At 39.0% G+C, this 19,835-nt stretch carries 20 protein-coding genes; 12 read left to right on the top strand and 8 right to left on the bottom strand.

All coding sequences use genetic code 11. From position 1 onward, the window contains the following. Positions 1 to 224: 224 nt before the first annotated feature. Complete coding sequence (locus AC2TFD_RS27670) at positions 225 to 767, bottom strand: DUF3231 family protein (RefSeq protein WP_484674376.1); 543 nt, start codon at positions 765 to 767, stop codon at positions 225 to 227. Here AC2TFD_RS27670 and AC2TFD_RS27665 point away from each other — a divergent pair. The 8 genes from AC2TFD_RS27665 to AC2TFD_RS27630 all read left to right on the top strand — a co-directional run bounded on the left by AC2TFD_RS27665 (position 755) and on the right by AC2TFD_RS27630 (position 8,451). Continuing rightward, positions 755 to 1,303: an alkaline phosphatase gene (locus AC2TFD_RS27665; protein WP_484676370.1), complete on the top strand. Its 549-nt coding sequence runs from the start codon at positions 755 to 757 to the stop codon at positions 1,301 to 1,303. The genes AC2TFD_RS27670 and AC2TFD_RS27665 overlap by 13 nt on opposite strands. 115 nt (positions 1,304 to 1,418) lie before the next feature. After that, positions 1,419 to 2,999 (top strand): spore germination protein, encoded by a 1,581-nt coding sequence (locus AC2TFD_RS27660; RefSeq protein WP_484674375.1) that lies wholly within the window; start codon positions 1,419 to 1,421, stop codon positions 2,997 to 2,999. Then, positions 2,992 to 4,116, top strand: coding sequence for a GerAB/ArcD/ProY family transporter (locus AC2TFD_RS27655; RefSeq protein ID WP_484674374.1), 1,125 nt, complete (start codon positions 2,992 to 2,994; stop codon positions 4,114 to 4,116). The genes AC2TFD_RS27660 and AC2TFD_RS27655 overlap by 8 nt, the downstream gene beginning before the upstream one ends. After that, positions 4,113 to 4,946: a Ger(x)C family spore germination protein gene (locus AC2TFD_RS27650; RefSeq protein WP_484674373.1), complete on the top strand. Its 834-nt coding sequence runs from the start codon at positions 4,113 to 4,115 to the stop codon at positions 4,944 to 4,946. The genes AC2TFD_RS27655 and AC2TFD_RS27650 overlap by 4 nt, the downstream gene beginning before the upstream one ends. Next, positions 4,943 to 5,287, top strand: a complete 345-nt coding sequence (locus tag AC2TFD_RS27645) for a Ger(x)C family spore germination C-terminal domain-containing protein (protein WP_484674372.1) — start codon at positions 4,943 to 4,945, stop codon at positions 5,285 to 5,287. The genes AC2TFD_RS27650 and AC2TFD_RS27645 overlap by 4 nt, the downstream gene beginning before the upstream one ends. Next, positions 5,287 to 5,511: a hypothetical protein gene (locus AC2TFD_RS27640; RefSeq protein WP_484674371.1), complete on the top strand. Its 225-nt coding sequence runs from the start codon at positions 5,287 to 5,289 to the stop codon at positions 5,509 to 5,511. Before AC2TFD_RS27645 ends, AC2TFD_RS27640 begins: the two co-directional genes overlap by 1 nt. Positions 5,512 to 5,702: 191 nt before the next feature. Next, a complete protein-coding gene (locus AC2TFD_RS27635) occupies positions 5,703 to 6,389 on the top strand; it encodes a response regulator transcription factor (protein ID WP_484674370.1) in 687 nt (228 codons plus the stop codon). Continuing rightward, positions 6,364 to 8,451, top strand: coding sequence for a HAMP domain-containing sensor histidine kinase (locus AC2TFD_RS27630; RefSeq protein WP_484674369.1), 2,088 nt, complete (start codon positions 6,364 to 6,366; stop codon positions 8,449 to 8,451). The genes AC2TFD_RS27635 and AC2TFD_RS27630 overlap by 26 nt, the downstream gene beginning before the upstream one ends. 166 nt (positions 8,452 to 8,617) lie before the next feature. On the opposite strand, the gene AC2TFD_RS27625 is transcribed toward AC2TFD_RS27630, so the two are convergent. After that, a complete protein-coding gene (locus AC2TFD_RS27625) occupies positions 8,618 to 9,694 on the bottom strand; it encodes a Gfo/Idh/MocA family protein (RefSeq protein WP_484674368.1) in 1,077 nt (358 codons plus the stop codon). A 164-nt stretch (positions 9,695 to 9,858) separates the two neighbouring features. Here AC2TFD_RS27625 and AC2TFD_RS27620 point away from each other — a divergent pair, with 164 nt between their 5' ends. Beyond that, complete coding sequence (locus AC2TFD_RS27620; RefSeq protein ID WP_484674367.1) at positions 9,859 to 10,710, top strand: NAD-dependent epimerase/dehydratase family protein; 852 nt, start codon at positions 9,859 to 9,861, stop codon at positions 10,708 to 10,710. Between the two features lie 22 nt (positions 10,711 to 10,732). Next, a complete protein-coding gene (locus tag AC2TFD_RS27615) occupies positions 10,733 to 11,572 on the top strand; it encodes an aldo/keto reductase (RefSeq protein WP_484674366.1) in 840 nt (279 codons plus the stop codon). Between the two features lie 79 nt (positions 11,573 to 11,651). Here the strand turns inward: AC2TFD_RS27615 and AC2TFD_RS27610 are convergent, their stop codons facing one another. From AC2TFD_RS27610 to AC2TFD_RS27590, 5 genes are all read right to left on the bottom strand, one after another. After that, positions 11,652 to 12,572, bottom strand: a complete 921-nt coding sequence (locus tag AC2TFD_RS27610; protein WP_484674365.1) for a hydroxymethylglutaryl-CoA lyase — start codon at positions 12,570 to 12,572, stop codon at positions 11,652 to 11,654. A gap of 16 nt (positions 12,573 to 12,588) precedes the next feature. Continuing rightward, entirely contained in the window at positions 12,589 to 13,944 is a 1,356-nt protein-coding gene (locus AC2TFD_RS27605) for a tripartite tricarboxylate transporter permease (RefSeq protein ID WP_335509735.1), read from the bottom strand. After that, complete coding sequence (locus AC2TFD_RS27600; RefSeq protein WP_335568616.1) at positions 13,941 to 14,408, bottom strand: hypothetical protein; 468 nt, start codon at positions 14,406 to 14,408, stop codon at positions 13,941 to 13,943. The genes AC2TFD_RS27605 and AC2TFD_RS27600 overlap by 4 nt, the downstream gene beginning before the upstream one ends. Further along, entirely contained in the window at positions 14,398 to 15,675 is a 1,278-nt protein-coding gene (locus AC2TFD_RS27595) for a hydroxymethylglutaryl-CoA reductase, degradative (RefSeq protein WP_335568617.1), read from the bottom strand. Before AC2TFD_RS27595 ends, AC2TFD_RS27600 begins: the two co-directional genes overlap by 11 nt. A 155-nt stretch (positions 15,676 to 15,830) precedes the next feature. Further along, complete coding sequence (locus tag AC2TFD_RS27590; RefSeq protein ID WP_335568618.1) at positions 15,831 to 16,400, bottom strand: helix-turn-helix domain-containing protein; 570 nt, start codon at positions 16,398 to 16,400, stop codon at positions 15,831 to 15,833. A 271-nt stretch (positions 16,401 to 16,671) separates the two neighbouring features. Here AC2TFD_RS27590 and AC2TFD_RS27585 point away from each other — a divergent pair, with 271 nt between their 5' ends. Continuing rightward, entirely contained in the window at positions 16,672 to 17,268 is a 597-nt protein-coding gene (locus AC2TFD_RS27585) for a hypothetical protein (protein WP_484674364.1), read from the top strand. A 248-nt stretch (positions 17,269 to 17,516) separates the two neighbouring features. Further along, positions 17,517 to 18,140 carry an excalibur calcium-binding domain-containing protein gene (locus AC2TFD_RS27580; protein ID WP_335568620.1) on the top strand — a complete coding sequence of 208 codons (624 nt, stop codon included), beginning with the start codon at positions 17,517 to 17,519 and terminating at the stop codon, positions 18,138 to 18,140. A 256-nt stretch (positions 18,141 to 18,396) separates the two neighbouring features. Here the strand turns inward: AC2TFD_RS27580 and AC2TFD_RS27575 are convergent, their stop codons facing one another. Next, entirely contained in the window at positions 18,397 to 19,821 is a 1,425-nt protein-coding gene (locus tag AC2TFD_RS27575; RefSeq protein ID WP_484674363.1) for a L,D-transpeptidase family protein, read from the bottom strand. Between the last annotated feature and the right edge of the window lie 14 nt (positions 19,822 to 19,835).

The raw sequence follows: 19,835 nt of genomic DNA, 5'->3' as shown, positions 1-19,835 counted from the left end.
CTAAAATTGTTCAAGTAACCTTTCTCTCAAAAATAGCGCACCTGCCTATTGCAGAAACGCCGATGTTAGTCATATTAGAAATTCCATTAGCGGTTATGAAGCTAATATTTGTTGAACAAGCCTGTCCCTTTTGAACAAGAAAAGCCGCCGTAAATGGCAGCTTGCGACCTTACCTTTGCTGGTTTTCATGTTTGTCATAAAATTGTAGGTTCTTAACCAAAATATTAATGGGAACCAGGTGGTACATAGAACGGTGGTACTTTTATCCATCCACGTTTGCGCATTAAATGTTTTAATCTACTCGCGTAAGCAAATTTTTCTGTTTGAAACTGAATAAACAATAAACCGACATCCGTACGAATCGATTCCGAAGCAGCACCAGCAGCACGCATAATTAAACTAATGATTTTTAAAGATAATTCGTTGGCAATCACATCATCCGTTAATTTAACACCAAGTGGAACACTGTTAGGGTCTGATAATGGCAAGTCTTCAGGGGCGGGAGGTAACGTAATACCTTCCTTTAACATGAAATCATATAGTCGTTCCCTTTGACTGGTCCCTAGTTTCATATCTTCTTCAAGGATGGCTTTTAGTTCTTCATCGGTTGTAGTATTTATACCTGATTGAACAGACACTTTGGCTAATTCAAGTCCAGCTAAGTAAATCCAGCATGCCATCACTTCTCCAACATGAAGAGGTTGTTCTTCATCTTGTACGGTCACAGATTTCAATGCATCCATGACAGTCTCTAATATATTTACCAATTGACTTCCTCCTGTCTGGTTGTAAACTATATTTAGTTTTTGAACGAAAAGATTTTTTATTCAGCGATTCCGGTCACTTCATACTTATTCAGAAACCCCAAACAAAAAAAGCGTTCCTGCTTATTACAGAAACGCCCCCCATCGTGATTGCAACAGCTGACCACTCCACAGGTGGTATGAGTATCGATCGAAATGACAATTATAAATGGAATCCGAGTGTGATCAGATCCATCCAATCAACTCCGGCCGTTATTGCTTCAAAATTGCATAAAACAAAAGAATTATCAAAGTTAACACGCCGCATGTACCTACCTATTCATTTCGAAGACTTAAAAACCATCCAATCCACATTAGAAATGGAAGTAGAAGATACAAAACAGGCGCTTATTAACATTATCAATCATTATTCCAGTACCGGCTGGACAACAAAAGGTCATACCGGTGAGGATGTTCCCATCTATGCCTATAGAGTCAATAGACACCTGTTTAGTGGAAGAATGGAAATAGTGATATCGCGAGGATTTTGTTTGAGATGATCGATTGAGATTGACATGGGGACGGTTCTGGTGGCTTTTGAGCCACCAGAACCGTCCCCATGTTTTTTTCCAGTTTGTATAGTTCTTGATAATATAAGGAAATTTAACTATATACATGAATTTAAAGGAGGGGGCTGTGGTGATTCGAATTAGAAGGGGACCTTTAAGGAAAACAACGAAGGCGCAAAAGGCACCCCAACAGGCATCACAGGACATCCCGTTAACCCAAAAGCTTGAAGAAAATATTCAATTCTTCACCTCTCTTTACCAAGAAAGTTCAGATGTGATTTTTCGTTCTTTTGTTGTTGGTGAGAAAGACGCCGCCATTATTTATTTAGATGGTTTAAGTGATACTCAAAAGCTGGATGAACAAGTCCTTGAAACATTAATAGATAAAAATGAGTTTGATGAAAATGACTTCCTTCTTTCTGTAAAAAACAGATTACCGATTTCCAATATAAAAAAGATTTCTACGTTCTCCGCATGTATCGACGCCATTAGTAACGGTAACCCGATTTTGCTTTTTGATGGGTATGAAGAGGCATTCTCTTTGGGTTTAGTGAAATATGAAAAGCGCTCGATCGAAGAGCCTCAGGCGGAGACCGCCATTCGAGGACCTAGAGAAGGTTTTACTGAATCAATAGGTGTCAATATCTCTTTATTGCGTCGGATTATTAAAGACCCTGCATTGAAGATGAAGACCATTCATGTCGGTAGGTATACGAAAACCAAGGTTGTGATTTCTTATATTGAGGGATTGGCAGACAAAACTTTAATTGAGGAAATCGAGAACCGCCTTCAAACCATAAATATTGATGGGGTATTAGAAAGTGGATATATTGAGCAATTCATTGAAGATGATCCGTATTCTCCCTTTCCACAAGTATTGTATACGGAACGACCGGACGTCGTTTCCGCTAACTTGCTAGAGGGCAGGGCGATTTTAATGATTGAGGGTACACCCTTTTCCTTGATTGCACCGGTGAGTTTTTTTAGCTTATTTCAATCACAAGAGGACTATTATGAGCGGTTTTGGATAGGGACTTTTATTCGGTCTCTTCGTTTTCTTTTCTTAGCAGTATCCTTATTCCTCCCTTCTGTATATGTGGCAATTACAACGTTTCATCAGGAAATGGTTCCACCAGATCTGCTAATCAGTATTGCTTCCGCTAGAGAGGGAATCCCTTTTCCTGCTATTGTGGAAGCAATACTAATGGAAATTGCCTTTGAAGCATTAAGGGAAGCAGGAATACGTCTTCCTAAACAGGTGGGGTCAGCTGTCAGTATTGTCGGAGCGCTTGTCATTGGTCAGGCAGCGGTTCAAGCAGGAATTGTGGGTGCACCCATGATTATTGTAGTGAGTATTACAGGGATTGCTTCCTTTATGGTTCCCCGCTATTCGTTGGGTCTTGCTATCCGATTGCTAAGGTTTCCCATCATTATTTTAGGAGGCACATTAGGATTAATCGGCGTGATGCTAGCGTTAATTATACTCATTATCCATTTATCCTCACTAAAATCTTTTGGGCTCCCTTATTTGAGTCCAATCGCTACTGTACAAAAATATTCGTTAAAGGATACGCTCATTCGATCTCCACTATGGAAGATGAATCATCGTCCTCATTTGACAGGAGGATACAATGCTGAAAGACAAGGACCAAATTTAAAGCCTGGAAGTAATAAAGGCAGTGAATAAGACGAGCTTGGTGGTGAATCTAGACATGCTGGAAAAAGGGAAAATCTCAAACATACAATTGGAGTTTATGATGGTTCCAACTATTGTTGCTACAGGTATACTATCCGTACCATCGATTGCTGGGAAATTTGCTCAGCATGATTTGTGGATGACGCCCATAATAGGCTCTATCATCGGTTTTATCACGGTATTCATTGTATGGAAGCTCCATCAATTGTTTCCAAAATTGACACCTATTGAATATAGTGAAAAAATCCTTGGACAAGCACTCGGCAGGTTTTTTAGTCTTTTTCTTGTCTTCTTTTATCTTTATAACACTGGGGCCGTGGTCAGACAATATGTTAATTTCATTTCTGGTAATGTGATGTTTGAAACTCCCTCGGTTGTATTTACCATCGGCATCATTTTTGTTAGCGCACTAGCGGTCCGTGGCGGGATAGAAGTGATTGCTAGATCTGCTGTAATTTGCACCACAATCTACATGAGTACGTCTTTATCTCTCCTTCTATTAATTAAGGACATTGATATTGGTTTTATGCTGCCAATTCTAGAGAATGGATTGCTTCCCGTAATAAAAGGGGGGGTGGTACATGGTGCATGGTTCAGTGAATTTTTTCTTCTGTCCTTTATTTTTCCTTTTATCAATAATCCAAAAAAGGGGCTAAAGTCGGGGATGAAAGCAGCTCTTTACGTGATGCTTATTTTCACCTATGTTAATTTTTTTGTCCTTACCATATTGGGAGTTTCATCCGTAAATCAATTTTACCCTGTTTACTCCATTGTCCGTGGGATTACGGTAATGGGATTTTTCGAGAACTTTGAAATCATCATTACTGCTTCCTGGGTTTTGGGGAATTTTGTTAAAATCTCTGTTTTTTTATATGTAGCGAGTTTGGGTTTAGCGCAGGTGTTTAGGCTCTCTTCTTACCGAATTGTCGTGTTTCCCTTAAGTCTTCTTTTGGTCTTAATTAGTTATTGGGACATCCCTAATATTGTGGTGCTTGTAGACACCTTAACAAGAATTCAGCCTTTCTACTCCATCCTTGTTCAGACTTTACTGCCATTATTTTTACTCATCATTGCCCTAGCACGCAGGAAAAGGAGTGGGAGCGCTTGAAGATTACCCTTACCTTCATCATGTGCTTATGTTTATTGACTCTTTCTGGCTGCTCAGATCGAGTAGAATTGCAAGATCTAGCCATTATTACAGCCGCAGCGATAGACCGATTAGAGGATGGTAAAACAAGAATCTCCGTCCAGATATTTATCCCTCGTTCCATTACAAGTGGACAAGCGGGGGAGAACCCTAGAGAAGGGTCTACCTTTGTTCGTGAAGGAATAGGAGATAATCTTGCAAATGCCGTTTCATTGTTACAAATCAATGTTCCGAGAAAACTGTTTTGGGGCCAATGTAAAATATATATATTTGGAAAAAAACAGGCTAAAAGCAGAATAAGAGATGAAATAGATTATTTGGCCCGCCAGCCAAGTCCAAGGGAGGCTTCCTTTTTATATGTAAGTGAAGGTGAAGCAAAGGAACTTTTGACGTTAGTTCCACCATTAGAAAGACATTCAGGTGAAGCGCTGAAAAAATTAACACAAAGAGAGAGTGGAATGATCACTACATTAAGAGATGTCGATATGGGCTTAATGGGGGAGAGTCAAAGTGTGTCTTTGCCCCATATAAAAAAATTAATTTCACGTGATAAAGCAAGGAAGTCACATGAAACGATCCCTGTCGTTGATGGGACGGCTATTTTTAAAAAAGATCAAATGGTCGGATTATTAAATCTAAAAGAAACTCGTGGCTTATTGTGGTTAAAGGATGAGGTAGAAGGAAGCACAATATCCATTAAGCCTAAGGGTGAAGACGGAACCATTACAATGACACCCGCGTTAGGGGAAATGAAAGTTAGACCCAAATCAAAGATGGTCGCTGGATTATGAATTTAACGATTGCAATTGAAGGAGATATCGTCCAAAACGAAACTCATTTGAATCTAATGAATGTGGATGTCATGAAGAAAATTAAGAAAGATTACGAAGCTGCCCTAAAGGAAAGGGTAACGCAAACCATTGAAAAGCTCCAACAAGAATACAAAGCAGATGTCATTGATTTCGGGAGGAGATTTCATCAAAAATACCCAAAGGAATGGTGGAAAGTAAGGACCAAATGGGATGAAAAATTCCCAGAGGTAGAGGTCAACATTAAGGTTAACGCTAAGGTAAGAAGACCTGGTTATGTTGGTCCGCCCGCAGCACTTCCAAGAGATGAGGTGAAGGATTAATGCAATGGAATTGGGAAACAGTTCTTTGGGTGCAAGTCCTTGTTTGGTTAATTGTCCTTTTCGAGCGGAAGCAGCTAAAAAATGCCTTTAAGGCTGATAGAATAACATTTATTGCTATCCTGTTTTTGTCGACCTTGGCGTCCTTTATTAACCTAGAAAACTTACAAGGACCTATCACTTTTCTCGAATACATTTTTGGTCCGTTAGGGAGAATGATGGAATAACATTCATGGCCGACTTGCTATATGTGACATGGGGGACGGTTCTTGTGGCTTTTTTGAGCCACAAGAACCGTCCCCTTGGCATTTTTTTTTAATACTAAGAAAATCTTAAGATTTACATATAGCGTTTGTTAAGATTTCATGGGTATTATGAATCTAGAAGAGAAAAAGGGACAATTGGAGAGTGGAAATTCATGAACATATTGGTTTGTGATGATGATAAAGCCATTGTGGATGCGATTGGAATTTACTTAGAGAATGAAGGCTATCAAGTATTCAAAGCCTTTGACGGAATCGAGGCCATCGAAATCATCGGTGAGAAGGATATTCAGCTCATTATCATGGATATTATGATGCCTCGGATGGATGGAATCAGAGCTACGATGAAGATTCGAGAGGATAATAAAATTCCATTGATCATGCTTTCGGCCAAATCGGAGGATTACGACAAAATCTTAGGATTAAATATCGGAGCGGATGACTACATAACGAAGCCTTTTAATCCACTAGAGCTAATCGCCAGGGTTAAATCTCAGTTGAGACGGTATACGACATTTGGAGGCGCTGAAACAAAGACCAATTTGTATCAAACAGGGGGGCTCGTCATCGATGATGAAACGAAAACCATTACGGTTGATGGGGAGACCGTTCACCTTACACCGGTGCAATATAAGATTTTAAAGCTATTGGCTGCAAACGCCGGAAGAGTTTTTTCGATAGAGGAGATTTATGAAAAGGTATGGAATGAAACGGCCTTTAGCCCGGAGAATACGGTATCTGTTCATATTAGAAAAATTCGAGAGAAAATAGAAATCAATCCGAAAGAGCCAAAATATTTGAAGGTGGTGTGGGGAGTTGGATATAAAGTTGAAAAAATATAGCCACTTATTGATAACAAAGATCATTGTTTTTATGATTATGATTCTTTGTTTTACGGGTGTCATCAAAGCATTTGTTGAGGTAGAAGTAGTTAATGATGGTAATTTTGGTATTGTCTTTGAAGACGATTACCTTTCTAGCAGGACATTTGTCCAGGAAGGTGAAAATATTGTCGGCGACTTAACAAGACTGCTTGGGGAATTTAAGAATGAAGAGCATATTATTAATGGCGGGACCATCAGTGAGGCAGAGTTAAGAAGTGAAGAAGAAATCCTATTTGAAGATTATCAATTTGTTTCCAAAAGTTACAATCCTAATTTAAGTGTAGAGGAAAACTATAAAAAGTTTCAAGAAGAATATGCAGATAAAATCGATCAGGAAAGAAATAAGCTGATTAAGAATGATTTAAGAGATTTTCATTTAACGCTTCAAAATCTAGAAGAGGTCCAGGGACCACTGTATTATGCTAGTGATGGCTCAAACGTTTATACGAACACCTCGAAGACAGAAAAAGAACAGTTCAAAACCTATCCTTCTTATATGATATTTGAGGATTATAAAAGAGAGATTTATCCAAAGGAATTAGAAGAGAATCAATATGTAGATCGGAATACTGAAAGAGTTGATGTGTTGGACCCAGAAAGCAATGTTGTTTATGTTGCTTTTACGGAGAAGTTTCTAAACTCTAAGATAAAAGAATGGAAAGAGAATAAAGAACTTGTCTCAAAGAGCTTTTACCTTTTACTCGTATGCTTTGCAGGGTTTATGATTTCATTTGTATATCTTGTCCTTGTTATAGGAAGAAAGTCATTTAAGGATAAAGAGCTGCACTTACATGCAGGGGATAAACTATATAATGATATGAATATAGTCATTTTTATTAGCTTATTATCACTTTGGGTTATCTTGATAGAAGACTTATTTGAAAATGTCGATAAAGTGATTGTTCCGGTCACCCTCCCAATCGCCATTCTAGGATTTCTACTAATTCTATCGCTTGTAAAGCAACTCAAAAATAGAACGCTTTTTACAAATACATTAATTTATACAATCATCCATAAAGTGGTTCAGTTTATAGGAGAGGTATATAGGAGCGGAAATGTTGCGGTAAAGACTGTCTTACTCGTCATCGGATATCCACTATTGGTGGCGGCAACGTTTTTCATGTTTCCGGTCACCCTGGGAATTGCAGCTTGGTTTGCTTTTAAGCGGGTTAAGAGGTTTACGGCGATCCAGGAAGGGGTGGAGCGAATAAAGGATGGCGATATTCTGCATACCATCCATGTAGAGGGAAAGGGAGAGTTTGCAAAACTTGCTTCCAATATCAACAGCATCACGGATGGCCTGAAAGCGGCGGTGAACAGTGAACTCAAAAGCGAGCGCTTAAAAACCGAGCTCATCACCAACGTGTCTCATGACATTCGAACACCACTTACTTCGATTATTACCTATGTCGATCTTTTGAAAAAAGAAAAGGATCCATCAAAGGTAGAACAATATATCGAGGTGCTGGACCAAAAATCGAAGAGGCTAAAGGTTTTAACAGATGATTTATTTGATGCAGCGAAGGCTTCTAGTGGAAACATTCCGGTTCAATTTGAGCGAATTGATATCATTTCATTAATCTCCCAAGGGCTAGGGGAAGTGAGCGATAAAATTGAAGATTTGGGTTTAGAATTTAGGTTCAAACATCCAAAGGAGAAGGTATATGTAACAGCCGATGGAAAATTACTATGGAGGTCCATCGAAAACGTATTATCGAATATATTCAAATATGCTCTCAATGGGTCAAGGGTTTACATCGATATAGAAGATGCTGGGAGCGAAATCCTTCTCACCTTTAAAAACATTTCAGCCTATGAGTTAAATATCTCCGCAGACGAATTAATGGAGCGTTTTAAAAGAGGAGATGAATCCAGATCTAGTACAGGAAGCGGGTTAGGGCTATCCATTGCCAAGAGCCTCATCGAAATCCAAAGAGGGCAATTTACCATTGAAGTGGATGGAGATTTGTTTAAGTCGATGATTTCTTTGCAAAAGGCGGTCCTATCACGGTCTTCTTAAAAAGCAAATTCATGATACGAAAAATGGGGGAGACACATGAATCTGTCTCCCTCCTATTATTTTGTCTTACTCTTTAACGGCTTGCCTTTCTATTGAGGATTTAAAAAAGGCGATACCTAAACAAAAATTATCGGAGAGTCGCCTTTGATAGTTGATTTCATTTATTTTATACTTCGGCCCATGGCTGGCGAACTGTCCTTACCATTTCTCGAGAACGGATGGCCTTTTCCATCATAAGACCAAGATATTGATCTTGTGATGCCTCAGGAAGGCTATAAAAGCTTGGACCACCAGCGATATATTCTTTCATTTTTTTTAAGCATGAAGCGATGGCGATTTCATCATCATAGAGCCTTGCGGGAGTAAAAGGATTCCGATAAAGCCATCGTTCTCCTGCCATGATTCCATCCAGATAGTACCCTTCTTGATTTTCCTCTTCACCTCTGTTAATCCGCTTTAAATCTAAGTAAATAGGTGTTGAATAGTCTGCCAATACTGTCAAACGGTTATCGAATATTTCCCCCCTGTCTCCACGAACGGACAAATGATTGGAACGAATCCATGAACGATGCTGGTCCTTTGTAAAATCATATATTCCCAGCTTTTGATCAAATTCCAGCCAAACCAAGTCTCGCTCAGCTATAATGATCTTTTCTTCCCTTGGCGATCCGCTGCGATCCGGGCCAGCCACTATTGGCGCTTCAAATCTCATTCCCATAATGCTTGCATCCTCATAGCCAATTCCGAGCATTTTCCTCATCAAGCTTACGCCATGATAAAAATGGGAAATCGAAACCGTTGCTTGTGAGACATTTCCTAAACTTCCTGATTGAATAATGGAAAGTCTCGCTTGCTGTACGGGATGTAAATGATACTGTTCTGCGACTTGTACTTTAGCCCCTCTGCAAGTGAGGTTCTCATGCATGGTTACTAATTCCTCTACTGATTGAGCTGGAGGAGTTTCAGCTAATACAGGGATACCAAGCTCTCCCAATTGAAGCAAATAGACAGGTATAGCTGATCCAAAAACGGATACGACCACAAAGTCCGGGTTTTCATTTTCCAAGAGTTGAGCCACATTTCGGTAAGTTGTAACATTCCACTTTTTTTCTAAAAGGTTTCCCTTATCTTCGTCCCTGACCACCATTCCGCATACACGGAATTGCTCAGGAAGAGCCTGAGCTATTCTTAGATAATATTGAGCCCGAAAACTAGCACCGCCAATAATACTGAATGAAATCATCGATCATTTCCTCCAACCTTTTTTTGTAAGCCAAACAGGTATTACTTGAAAGTTGAAAACGCTTCACATATACTTAGTTTATATAATGAACAAACAAAGTTCAATACAATAATCCTTTTAGGATTATTGTATTGTTCTATCAATTAGTAGATGGAGGGTTGAAAATGAAGAAAAAGGTAGTTATAACAGGTGGAAGTGGTCTACTTGGCCGAGAGGTCATCAAAGAATTTTTGGAACATGGTTATGAAGTCGTTAATGCAGATATGAAGTATCCAAAGGAAGCACTATGTAGAACAGTCATAACAGACTTAACAAATCTTGGTGAAGTGTATGGGGTATTAGCAGGTGCTGATGCTGTTATCCATCTTGCAGCGATTCCGGTTGCCTATTCCCATCCAAACGAAGTGACCTTTCAAAATAATGTCATGTCCACTTATAACATTTTAGAAGCGGCGGGGAATTTAGGAATTAAAAAAGCGGTAATCTCTTCAAGTGAGTCGTCGTATGGTATTTGTTTTTCAAAGCAAAATTTAAAACCACAATATGTACCAATAGATGAGGATCACCCGCAATTGCCGGAAGAAAGCTATGGTTTATCTAAGATTGTCAATGAGAAAACTGCTGATATGATCCACCGCAGAACGGGAATGCAGGTAGTCTCATTCAGGTTAGGAAATGTCATTGCCCCTGAAATGTATCAGAATTTCCCTGGATTCATCCATAATCCTGAGCATCGAAAAACGATTTTGTGGAGTTATATTGATACACGGGATGCGGCGACTGCTTATCGATTGGCCGTCGAAACTGACGGACTTGGCTCTGTTGCCCTAAATATCGGGGCGGACGAAACAAGTATGGATATTGAGAGCAAACAACTAATGGAAATATGCTATCCGGATGTTAAAGATTTTAGAAAAGAACTATCAGGCTTTGAGCCGCTGTTAAACAATGAGAAGGCTAAGAAACTTCTAAATTGGAAGCCTATTTATAAATGGAGAAATTACGTAAATCTATAAAATTATTAAAAGGAGACAAACAATGTTGAGTAGTCTACAAAGTACAACCACATTACACAACGGTGTAAATATGCCGTGGCTGGGCTTAGGTGTCTTTAAGGTCGAAGACGGACAGGAAGTAGTGAATTCAGTAAAGGCTGCTCTTGAAGTTGGTTACAGAAGCATTGATACTGCCGCCATTTACGGAAATGAAGAAGGAGTCGGCAAAGCGATTGCTGAATCTGGTGTACCTAGAGAAGAACTATTTATTACCACAAAAGTCTGGAACGCTAATCATGGCTATGAAGCTGCTCTTGCTGCTTTTGATGTAAGTATGGAGAAACTAGGGTTAGACTATTTAGATCTGTATTTAATTCACTGGCCTCTTCCTTCTCAAGGAAAACTTGTAGAAACATGGAAAGCGCTTGAGAAGCTTTATAAAGATGGACGTGTTCGTGCTATAGGTGTAAGTAATTTTAAAATTCATCACCTTGAAGAGATAATCGCAAACTGTGAAATAATACCGATGGTAAATCAGGTAGAATATCATCCACGATTTAATCAAAGGGAAGTGCATGATTTTTGTAAAAAGCACGGCATCCAGCTTGAAGCCTGGTCTCCATTAATGCAAGGCGGCCTGCTGGAAGAACCCACTTTGGTTGAAATTGCAAAAAAATACAATAAATCCACGGCCCAGGTCATTATCCGCTGGGATATACAAACGGGAGTAGTGACGATTCCAAAATCAGTAAAGGCTCACCGAATTGCAGAAAATGCAGATGTCTTTGATTTTGAACTTTCACAAGAGGATATGGATAAAATTAATGAGCTCAATCAGGACCAACGTATGTTTGCTGATCCTGATGATTTTAATAGATTATGACAGAGTGACAGGGGGACGGTTCTGGTGGCTTTTTGAGCCATCAGAACCGTCCCCCTGGTTTCCCTGGTTTGTTTTTGGTTTATGCAATCGAACATGCCTGCAATGTATGGCTAGGAAGAGTTTTATTCATCTTTTCTTGAATAAATTGAGCCGCCTTTAGTATTAGATCAGATTGTATATTTGTTTGGATCTCCATTCCATTGAGCATATAAAGCAAATCATCTGTTGCTAAATTTCCAGATGCGCCTGGAGCGTAAGGACAACCGCCAAGTCCTCCTAGTGAACTATCAAATTTTGTTATCCCCATTTCAAGTGATGCCAGAACATTTGCCATGGCTGTTCCTCTTGTATCATGAAAATGCATGGCCAATTTATCTGCGGGAAACCGTCTTAATAAGGTATCCAACACCATTTGAACTTGTAAAGGGGTGGCAACGCCTATTGTATCGCCAAGAGACAATTCTCTAACTCCCATTTCAAATAGTGTTTCAGATATTCTTATCACATTTTCAATGCTTACCTGCCCCTCATACGGACAGCCAAAGACTGTTGATACATACCCTCGAACGGACTTCCCGGCAGCAATTGATTCTTTTGCCACCTCTTGTAAAATAGGAAATGTTTGTTCAATCGATTTATTAATGTTCTTTTGATTATGTGTTTCTGAAGCAGACATAAATATAGATGCTTCATCAATATTCGCTTCCAATGCCCGTTCTAGCCCTCTATGGTTCGGAACAAGTGCAGCATATGTAACTCCAGGAACACGCTCAATATTCTTAACGACTTCCTCCGCATCTTTTAATGCAGGAATCCACTTTGGATTTACGAAGGAAGTGACTTCGATATATATTAATCCAGTATGAGACAACTGATTAATCCATTTGATTTTATCCTCAGTTGATACAAATTCTTTCTCATTTTGGAGCCCGTCACGCGGGCCCACCTCAATAATCTCAACTATTTCTGGGTAGTTTTTATCAAGAATAGAGTTAAGCAATTTATCTCCCCCTATATTACAGACCAAACAAAGTCATCATAATCCACGTAGACCCGTAAAATACCATGAATTGAACTCCAGATCCTATTCCTAGAATACGATTTAATAGTCCCCCTACTGTTGCCATCGTAAAGGTCAGAACAATCCCAACTAATCCAGCTTCATAGAATGCAAGTAAACATGCTAATCCTATAAACATACCAATGATTGCTTCCTGGCTAATCTTGTTCATTACAAAGATCGTCGCCTTACGGGCATAATTCATTGAAAAAGGGTAAGCAATAAGTGCTGCTACAACTAAACCGATAGCTCCATATAATAAAAACTCCGAAGGACTTAAAAATGAATGAAGGTTATTAACCGGATCACTCGAAAATACTGGCGGTGCATTAAATAATGGCGAAGCTGGTCCAAGAGCAACAGGACTTAATGGAAGTCCAAAAGCCACTAATGGAATAAGTGCTTCTGCTATATACGTTGATTCCGTTACACCATTCATAACACTCAAACTAGAGGTGGACTTTTTATAAGCCCCTTTTGTACGTGCTGCTGTGATTTCTCCCATTAAAGACGTCATCCCAACTGGACTGAAGACAAAAGTTAATGAAGAGAGAAATGTAGCCCCTGATGTAAATGCTGTTTGTCTGCGTGTTAAAATGCGGAAAGGATTTGGAAAATATCCAGACCAAGCTTTTGTCTCTGGCGCTAAATGATATTCTTTCGGTTTAGGTTTCTCTAAGGTGTGTCGTGAACTAGACGATAAAGCAATAAGAAGGTCTGAAAACATCGGCCCAATCGCTATACCTAAAAAGAAACTAATGGATAAATGCTTTTCGAGAATACTGAAACTAAATGTATCGAGTCCCTTTATAAAAAAGGCGAGTGGAATAATCATCAAGACGCTAACCCATTTACCTTTTGAGAAGAACGCAATAATAACGGCAGCAATTGTAAAAATTAATCCCGTATAGGTTTTGAAAAATTCCCCGAATTGACCAAGAAATTGTCCTAAAAGAATTGCCGTTGGAAGAGCAATAAAAGCTCCAATTACCCCTCCAGATATCATTTTTCTTAATGCAATATGCGGCATTCCAAGTCTTTTCAAGACGGAGGCGTGCTCCATTAATGGGACAGCCATTGTGTCACCAGGAATACCCATTAAGGCTGTTGGAACAGCATGTGTTAAATGCTTAGCCAACACCGCTGCAAGGAAAAAGGCAAGGACTGCTGCTGGAGGAGCACCGAGTAGAATCACTATTAATGTAAATGGAACCATTATTGCCGTTTCATCCGTACCGGAAATTAATCCGATTAATGCGAAGAGTACTGCACCAATAATAGCTGCTATGATGGCAATCATTAATGTAGTCATTTATCTGTACCCTCCGCTGCTTTTTTAAATTTGCCTAGTATACCAAGTTCCTCCATCTCTTGTTTGGTAACCGGATCATTCATAATAAGTTCATACTCTTCACGAGGATCTATTTGTAGATCTCTAAATATTTCTTTCATATCTTCTTCACTTGCTTCTTCCTCTGTCAAAATCCTGTTGGGTTTAAATAAGGTTGCACAAAGGATAAGACAGATTACACTTCCTCCAATACCAAGCAATAAAGAATAAGAATTCACCATCTTTTCTTGTGCTAGTGCTGGGAATATCTTTTGACCCAAAAGGTAACCGCCTAAAGCAAAAGTGATATTTAGTATAACAGTCACAATTAGCTGGAAAGGGAGAACTGTATCTCCCAATATTTCTAGATAACTCTTTTGTTTTCTAGCATTCTCTTGTAAATGCGATTCAATGTTATTATCTTTTCTTACAGCATTAAGAGCCACTGACAACTCCCCTTTGTAATTGTTTGGTTAATTCTAAAATGCGGTCATATCGGAAATCCTTTTCTTTTACAGCCTGGCTAACAACCTGATCAATTTCGTCACCAGCAGCCCCAGCCATTACTGCTAAATTACGTGCATGCAAAGTCATATGTCCTCGTTGAATTCCTTCTGTTGCAAGAGCACGTAAACCTGCAAGATTTTGAGCTAGTCCAGTAGCCGCAATACAGCCTGCTAACTCTTCAGCAGTATTAATATTTAAAACTTTCAGGCCGACACGAGCAACCGGATGTGTCTTTGTGGCACCTCCAATAATTCCAACAGCCATAGGGAGTTCAATAGATCCTACTAAATCTCCATCTTCATTAATTTCATATTTTGTCAATGAACGATATCGTCCAGTTGTTGTTGCATAAGCATGAGCTCCAGCTTCAACAGCTCTTGTATCGTTACCAGTAGCTAAAACAACAGCTGAAATACCATTCATAATCCCCTTGTTATGAGTGGCAGCACGATAAGGATCTGTATCAGCAAACTCGTATGCGTTTACAATATCACGAACTACGTCTTTACCACCTAATGCTTCAGCAGAGAAAACTGCACGTGCTCTTGCTAATCTACGATCTGCAAGATTAGAAATAATACGTAAAATAACGCGCCCGGAAGTAATAGTTTCAACCATCGGTGCAATTGCTTCAGCCATTGTATTAACAGCATTCGCGCCCATTGCATCTTTTGTATCAACAAACAAGTTGAGTATTAACATCGTTTGAGTAGCAGTTTCTATCACATTCACTTCAATATCTTTAGCGCCCCCGCCAAAAGAAACTAAAGTTGGATCTTGTGCATTACATTTTTCTAGAATCTCAGACTTTTTTTCATAGATTCTTATTTTTGCAGCATGTGGATCTTTAACATCGACTACTTGAATCTGGCCTCTCATAATTGACCCGCTTAAAGAAGTAAAGAATCCGCCTTTGTTGTAAGCAATTCTAGCTGCATTACTGGCAGCCGCTACTACAGAAGGCTCTTCAGTTGCCATCGGAATAAACGTATCTTTTCCGTTTATTTTAAAGTTTGTTGCAATTCCTACTGGTATAGGAATGATACCTACAACGTTTTCAATCATCGCATCAGCAGTGCTCATAGGGAATGCCGTCGCACCATATAAAATATCCTTTTCCTCATTACTTAAGTTACATTGCTCTGCAATAATACTAAGTCTTTCTTCAACAGGTAAACGATAAAAACCAGAAATACGACTATTCAATTTACATTCCTCCTATTAAACTATGTAAAATTAAATTCAACAAAGTTGAATACAAGGAAATCTTACAATAATTTCTCAAGAATGTAAATAATAATTATTTTCAGAATAATAAATAGCTATAAATAGGATTTTCCCTCCTTTTATAGCTAGCATAACTAAATTGAACTTGGCTCAATAAAGATGGATAACACCTTGGCTTCTTTCCTATCTACAGGCAGGAAAACATGTGGGACTGTTCCATTAAAATAGGCACTGTCACCTTCTTCTAAAAGATAGTTTTCTCCATCATACGAGAGATAAATGGATCCAGATAGAACTAAGATAAACTCATCTTCTAAATGAGTGTATGGACCTTCTTCCGATGAATCTGGGAGAACGGTTGCGATGATAGGTTCAATTTTACTAAGTTGAGGACGATTTGCGAGCGTCTCATATAAATATCCCATTTCTTTATTGCCCACTTTTGATGTACGGCTTTTGCTAGGAGATATAATTAGGTTTTCCTCTTTATCTTCCCCGAGTACCCATGATAACGATACTTCTAATTCTTTCGTTATTTTGGATAGAGTTGCGATTGCTGAAGCTGTTTGTCCATGTTCAATTTTTGAAATTAAACTCTTTGTTAATCCACATTTATCTGCCAATTCTTGTTGAGTAAATTTCTTTTTCAATCTTGCCTCTTTTATACGTTTTCCAATGTGTCCTATATTACTAATTATGAACATCCCCTTTATTTAAAGTGTTATTAATCTCATTCAACAATGTTTAATATCATTCAACATTTTAACATAATTTTAAAAAATTTGACATGGGGGACGGTTCTGGTGGCTTTTTGAGCCATCAGAACCGTCCCCTTGGTTTTCCTTGGTTTTCCTTGGTTTTCCTTTGGTTTTCAAGTTTAAGAATTTCTTAAGGATTCTATCAATCTTTTCTTAGGTTTTTGTTTGTATAGTGAGAGTAGAAAAGTTGCTGCAGGAACTGGTGAGGAGGGTAAGAATGATGGAAAGAAAGGTTTATATTCTTTTAACAAATACAGGTTCCTTTTTAACAAAGTTGATTAAGCTCTATACGAAAAAACCATATAATCATGCCTCGATAGCATTTGATTACGAGTTGTCAGAGGTATATAGTTTCGGGAGAAAAACAGCCAGAAATCCTTTTATTGGGGGTTTTGTGAAAGAAGATGTTCTAACAGGTTTATTTACACATGCAGACTGTGCTATTTATTCCTTTACCGTAACTGAAGATCAATTGCAAAAGATGTATCAGTATATAGAAGCAATCGAAGCTCAAAAGAAACAGTATCGTTATAATTTTTTAGGATTATTCGGTGTTATGTTTAATACCCCAATAGATAGAAAAAAAGCTTTTTTCTGTTCTCAATTTGTTGCATCGTTACTAAAAGACTGTGACACCCTTCATTTTGACAAGCCCCTCTCTCTAATCGCACCCTATGACTTGCAGCAGGTCCCCAACTTTCAATTCGAGTATGAAGGAAAGCTAAGGGATTATCCTTTTAAAAATAAAGGTGCCAGGCACCATCCAGATACGGCATTTAGACTTTTCCAGTGGGGAAATTTGTTAGGCAGATAAACAAAGGAAAAATGCAGGTAAAATGAAATCTGTGCAGGTAAGTGAATAAAGTTCGCAAGTAAGGAACATATTTTGGCAGGTAGAGAAATTTTTGACAAAAAGTAAGAAACTACGATTAATTTTGAACAATAATTTTCCCCCCTAACTTCCAAAGACCTAAAGGTTTTATAGTATATTATTTCCAATTCTGGTAGAATAGGTATATTGTAGATTTGGGACAAAGGTCATGTTAGAGGGGGAAAATTAAAGTGTCTAATTTTTTTATGTTGTTGATGTTTTTATTTATTATTGTGATCATCTTAGGTCTAATTAAACCTTCCTTGGTTAAAATGGAGTCAGGGAAAAGTGTAGTAATTAGAGGAGTTTTCGTATTTATCATTCCTTTCATTCTGTTGGGGTGTACAGCACCTGAACAAACTGATGAGGTGTCTGAACAAAAAACTGAACAATCAACGGACGATAAAAAGGAGGAAGCTGCACGTTTAGAAGCAGAGAAAAAGGATAAAGAGGAGAAAGAAAAGGCTGAGGCGGAAGCGCAAAAAGCAAAGGAACTAGAAGAACAAAAGAAAATTGAAGAACAAAAGGCTAGGGAATTAGAGGAACAAAAGAAAAAAGAAGAGGAGCTGGCAAAGCAGCAAGCCGCAGCTGAAGAAGAAAAAAGAAAAGCTGAAGCAGCAGCAGCCTTGAAAGCACAGGAGGAAGCTGCAGCTCAGGCAGCCACCGCTAATACAGAAGCAAACAATACCACAGTGGTAAGTTTTCAAAACTGTACGGAATTGAGAAAGGTCCATCCCAATGGCGTTCCTTCAACACACCCAGCGTATGAACCTAAACATGATAGAGATAAAGATAATTTTGCGTGTGAACGATAGAAATATGAAAGGATAGTTGGCCGGCCATTATGTCAACTATCCTTTTTTATGCCAAAAGTTATTTCTTTCATAACCCGTACGGTTAAAGATTTAATCATTCAGCATTTAAAATGGGACATCGCTTCTGGTTGTTTTTCCACCCATCCACGCTTCGTCAAAGCTAGCAGCCCTGTCCTTCAGTTATAATAGGTCCAAAACAAAAATGGAAAAAAGTACGGCTTAACCCATCTTGGATTAAGCCGTACTTTTTTAATTTCTAATACACAACCACTGGCTGATGAACACTAAGATTATCGTAGACAGCTTTCATGACGTTAGGCGTTACGTTTACACATCCGCCGGATCCACCTGTTAGATAAGCGGTACTGCTCCAGTTTGTCCGCCAGCCGGCATCGTGGAAGCCTTGGCCGCTGTTTGTGAAGGGTGCCCAATAACTTACTGGAACGGAATAATCGGCTTTGCCGACGGCACTGCCCTTCAGTGTATAAGGTGTTCGTTTGAATAAGATATACCACACTCCTGGTGATGTATCTTCCCCGGTGCTGCGCTTGCCGGTAACGACATTTGTTGTCAGGACTAATTTTCCGTCTTTGTAGAGCCAAATACGCTGTTCGGCAATTGAAACTTCTGCATAAGTATCCCCAATGCCGTTGTTTGCTGTGGTTTCATAGCCATAGCCCTCACCACTCCAGCCATTTCCCTGAATATTGGAAGCGGAAAGAGTTGTTTCTCCATTTTCAAATGCTGCTTGAATCTGGGCTGCTTCTTTCTCCACATCCAGCGCCCAGCCATATCCTTGCCCTTTCACAGAAATAATCGAACCGGAATGGGTCTTGAAGCTGAAATCTTTACCCAGTGTGGACTGGGCTTCATTAATTTCGGTGATTTTACTGTTAATCGTGCTTGGGGCGATTGAAACCTTTAAATCCTCAGAAATCGTTGCGTTTTTGATGAGTTCGCTGCCGCTTAAACTATGAACTTTATCCTGTACTTTATACTCAACCGTATGTTGAAGGAGTGTCTGCAGTTTTTGCTTTTCATTTTTTACCTTCCCACTGTCTTCGTTGAGTGCAAGCAAATAGGTAGGTTTTAGACGAATTTCACTACGATATCCCTGCTTTTCGTATTCTTTCATGATACTAGCGACATCATATTGTGTCCCGTCAACACTTTTCGAGACAACGATATCTCCTTCTACCAATGACACATGTGCATCAACAGGAGCTGTTAAACTCTGATTCATGCTGGTGAGTTTTTGTTCTAGTTCATTTTTAAGTGTCTCGCTTCGGTATTGGTCCTGCTGGCCAGACACTAAGGTATACTCTTTTTCTTTAAAAGTGGGAAAGAATGACCATTGGTCTTTTAAATGTTGTTTTATTCCGGGCAGGTCATCATTTGTGAATCCCATCTTCGTATCTTTTCCATCTACAATTAGTTGCTCACCCAGGTAAATATCATTTTTTAAAAGTGATATTTGTAATTTTTTTAAAGCCTTGCCAGCACTCATGCCGCCGACCTCGACCCCATTTATCTTTATGTTAGCGTTAAAGTGTGTGGCTTGATAAAAGCTGACGGCGGCAAGAATAAGTGCAATGGTACTTACCGTGATTATCTTCCAATTTTTAAACCATTTCTGTGTATAAAGATCTGCATCAATGGTTTGTTGTGCGGTGCTGCCCATACAAATTACCCCCA

Source organism: Neobacillus sp. plas4 (genome assembly GCF_057221695.1).
The sequence above is the reverse complement of the archived record's forward strand: the minus strand, read 5'-3'. Positions and strand labels throughout refer to the sequence as shown.

Excerpts from the sequence above, each read along its gene's own strand:
- AC2TFD_RS27660 (WP_484674375.1), top strand. The coding sequence starts at position 1,419 with ATGAATTTAAAGGAGGGGGCTGTGGTGATTCGAATTAGAAGGGGACCT.
- AC2TFD_RS27645 (WP_484674372.1), top strand. The coding sequence starts at position 4,943 with ATGAATTTAACGATTGCAATTGAAGGAGATATCGTCCAAAACGAAACT.
- AC2TFD_RS27640 (WP_484674371.1), top strand. The coding sequence starts at position 5,287 with ATGCAATGGAATTGGGAAACAGTTCTTTGGGTGCAAGTCCTTGTTTGG.
- AC2TFD_RS27635 (WP_484674370.1), top strand. The coding sequence starts at position 5,703 with ATGAACATATTGGTTTGTGATGATGATAAAGCCATTGTGGATGCGATT.
- AC2TFD_RS27625 (WP_484674368.1), bottom strand. The coding sequence starts at position 9,694 with ATGATTTCATTCAGTATTATTGGCGGTGCTAGTTTTCGGGCTCAATAT.
- AC2TFD_RS27620 (WP_484674367.1), top strand. The coding sequence starts at position 9,859 with ATGAAGAAAAAGGTAGTTATAACAGGTGGAAGTGGTCTACTTGGCCGA.
- AC2TFD_RS27615 (WP_484674366.1), top strand. The coding sequence starts at position 10,733 with ATGTTGAGTAGTCTACAAAGTACAACCACATTACACAACGGTGTAAAT.
- AC2TFD_RS27605 (WP_335509735.1), bottom strand. The coding sequence starts at position 13,944 with ATGACTACATTAATGATTGCCATCATAGCAGCTATTATTGGTGCAGTA.
- AC2TFD_RS27590 (WP_335568618.1), bottom strand. The coding sequence starts at position 16,400 with ATGTTCATAATTAGTAATATAGGACACATTGGAAAACGTATAAAAGAG.
- AC2TFD_RS27585 (WP_484674364.1), top strand. The coding sequence starts at position 16,672 with ATGATGGAAAGAAAGGTTTATATTCTTTTAACAAATACAGGTTCCTTT.
- AC2TFD_RS27575 (WP_484674363.1), bottom strand. The coding sequence starts at position 19,821 with ATGGGCAGCACCGCACAACAAACCATTGATGCAGATCTTTATACACAG.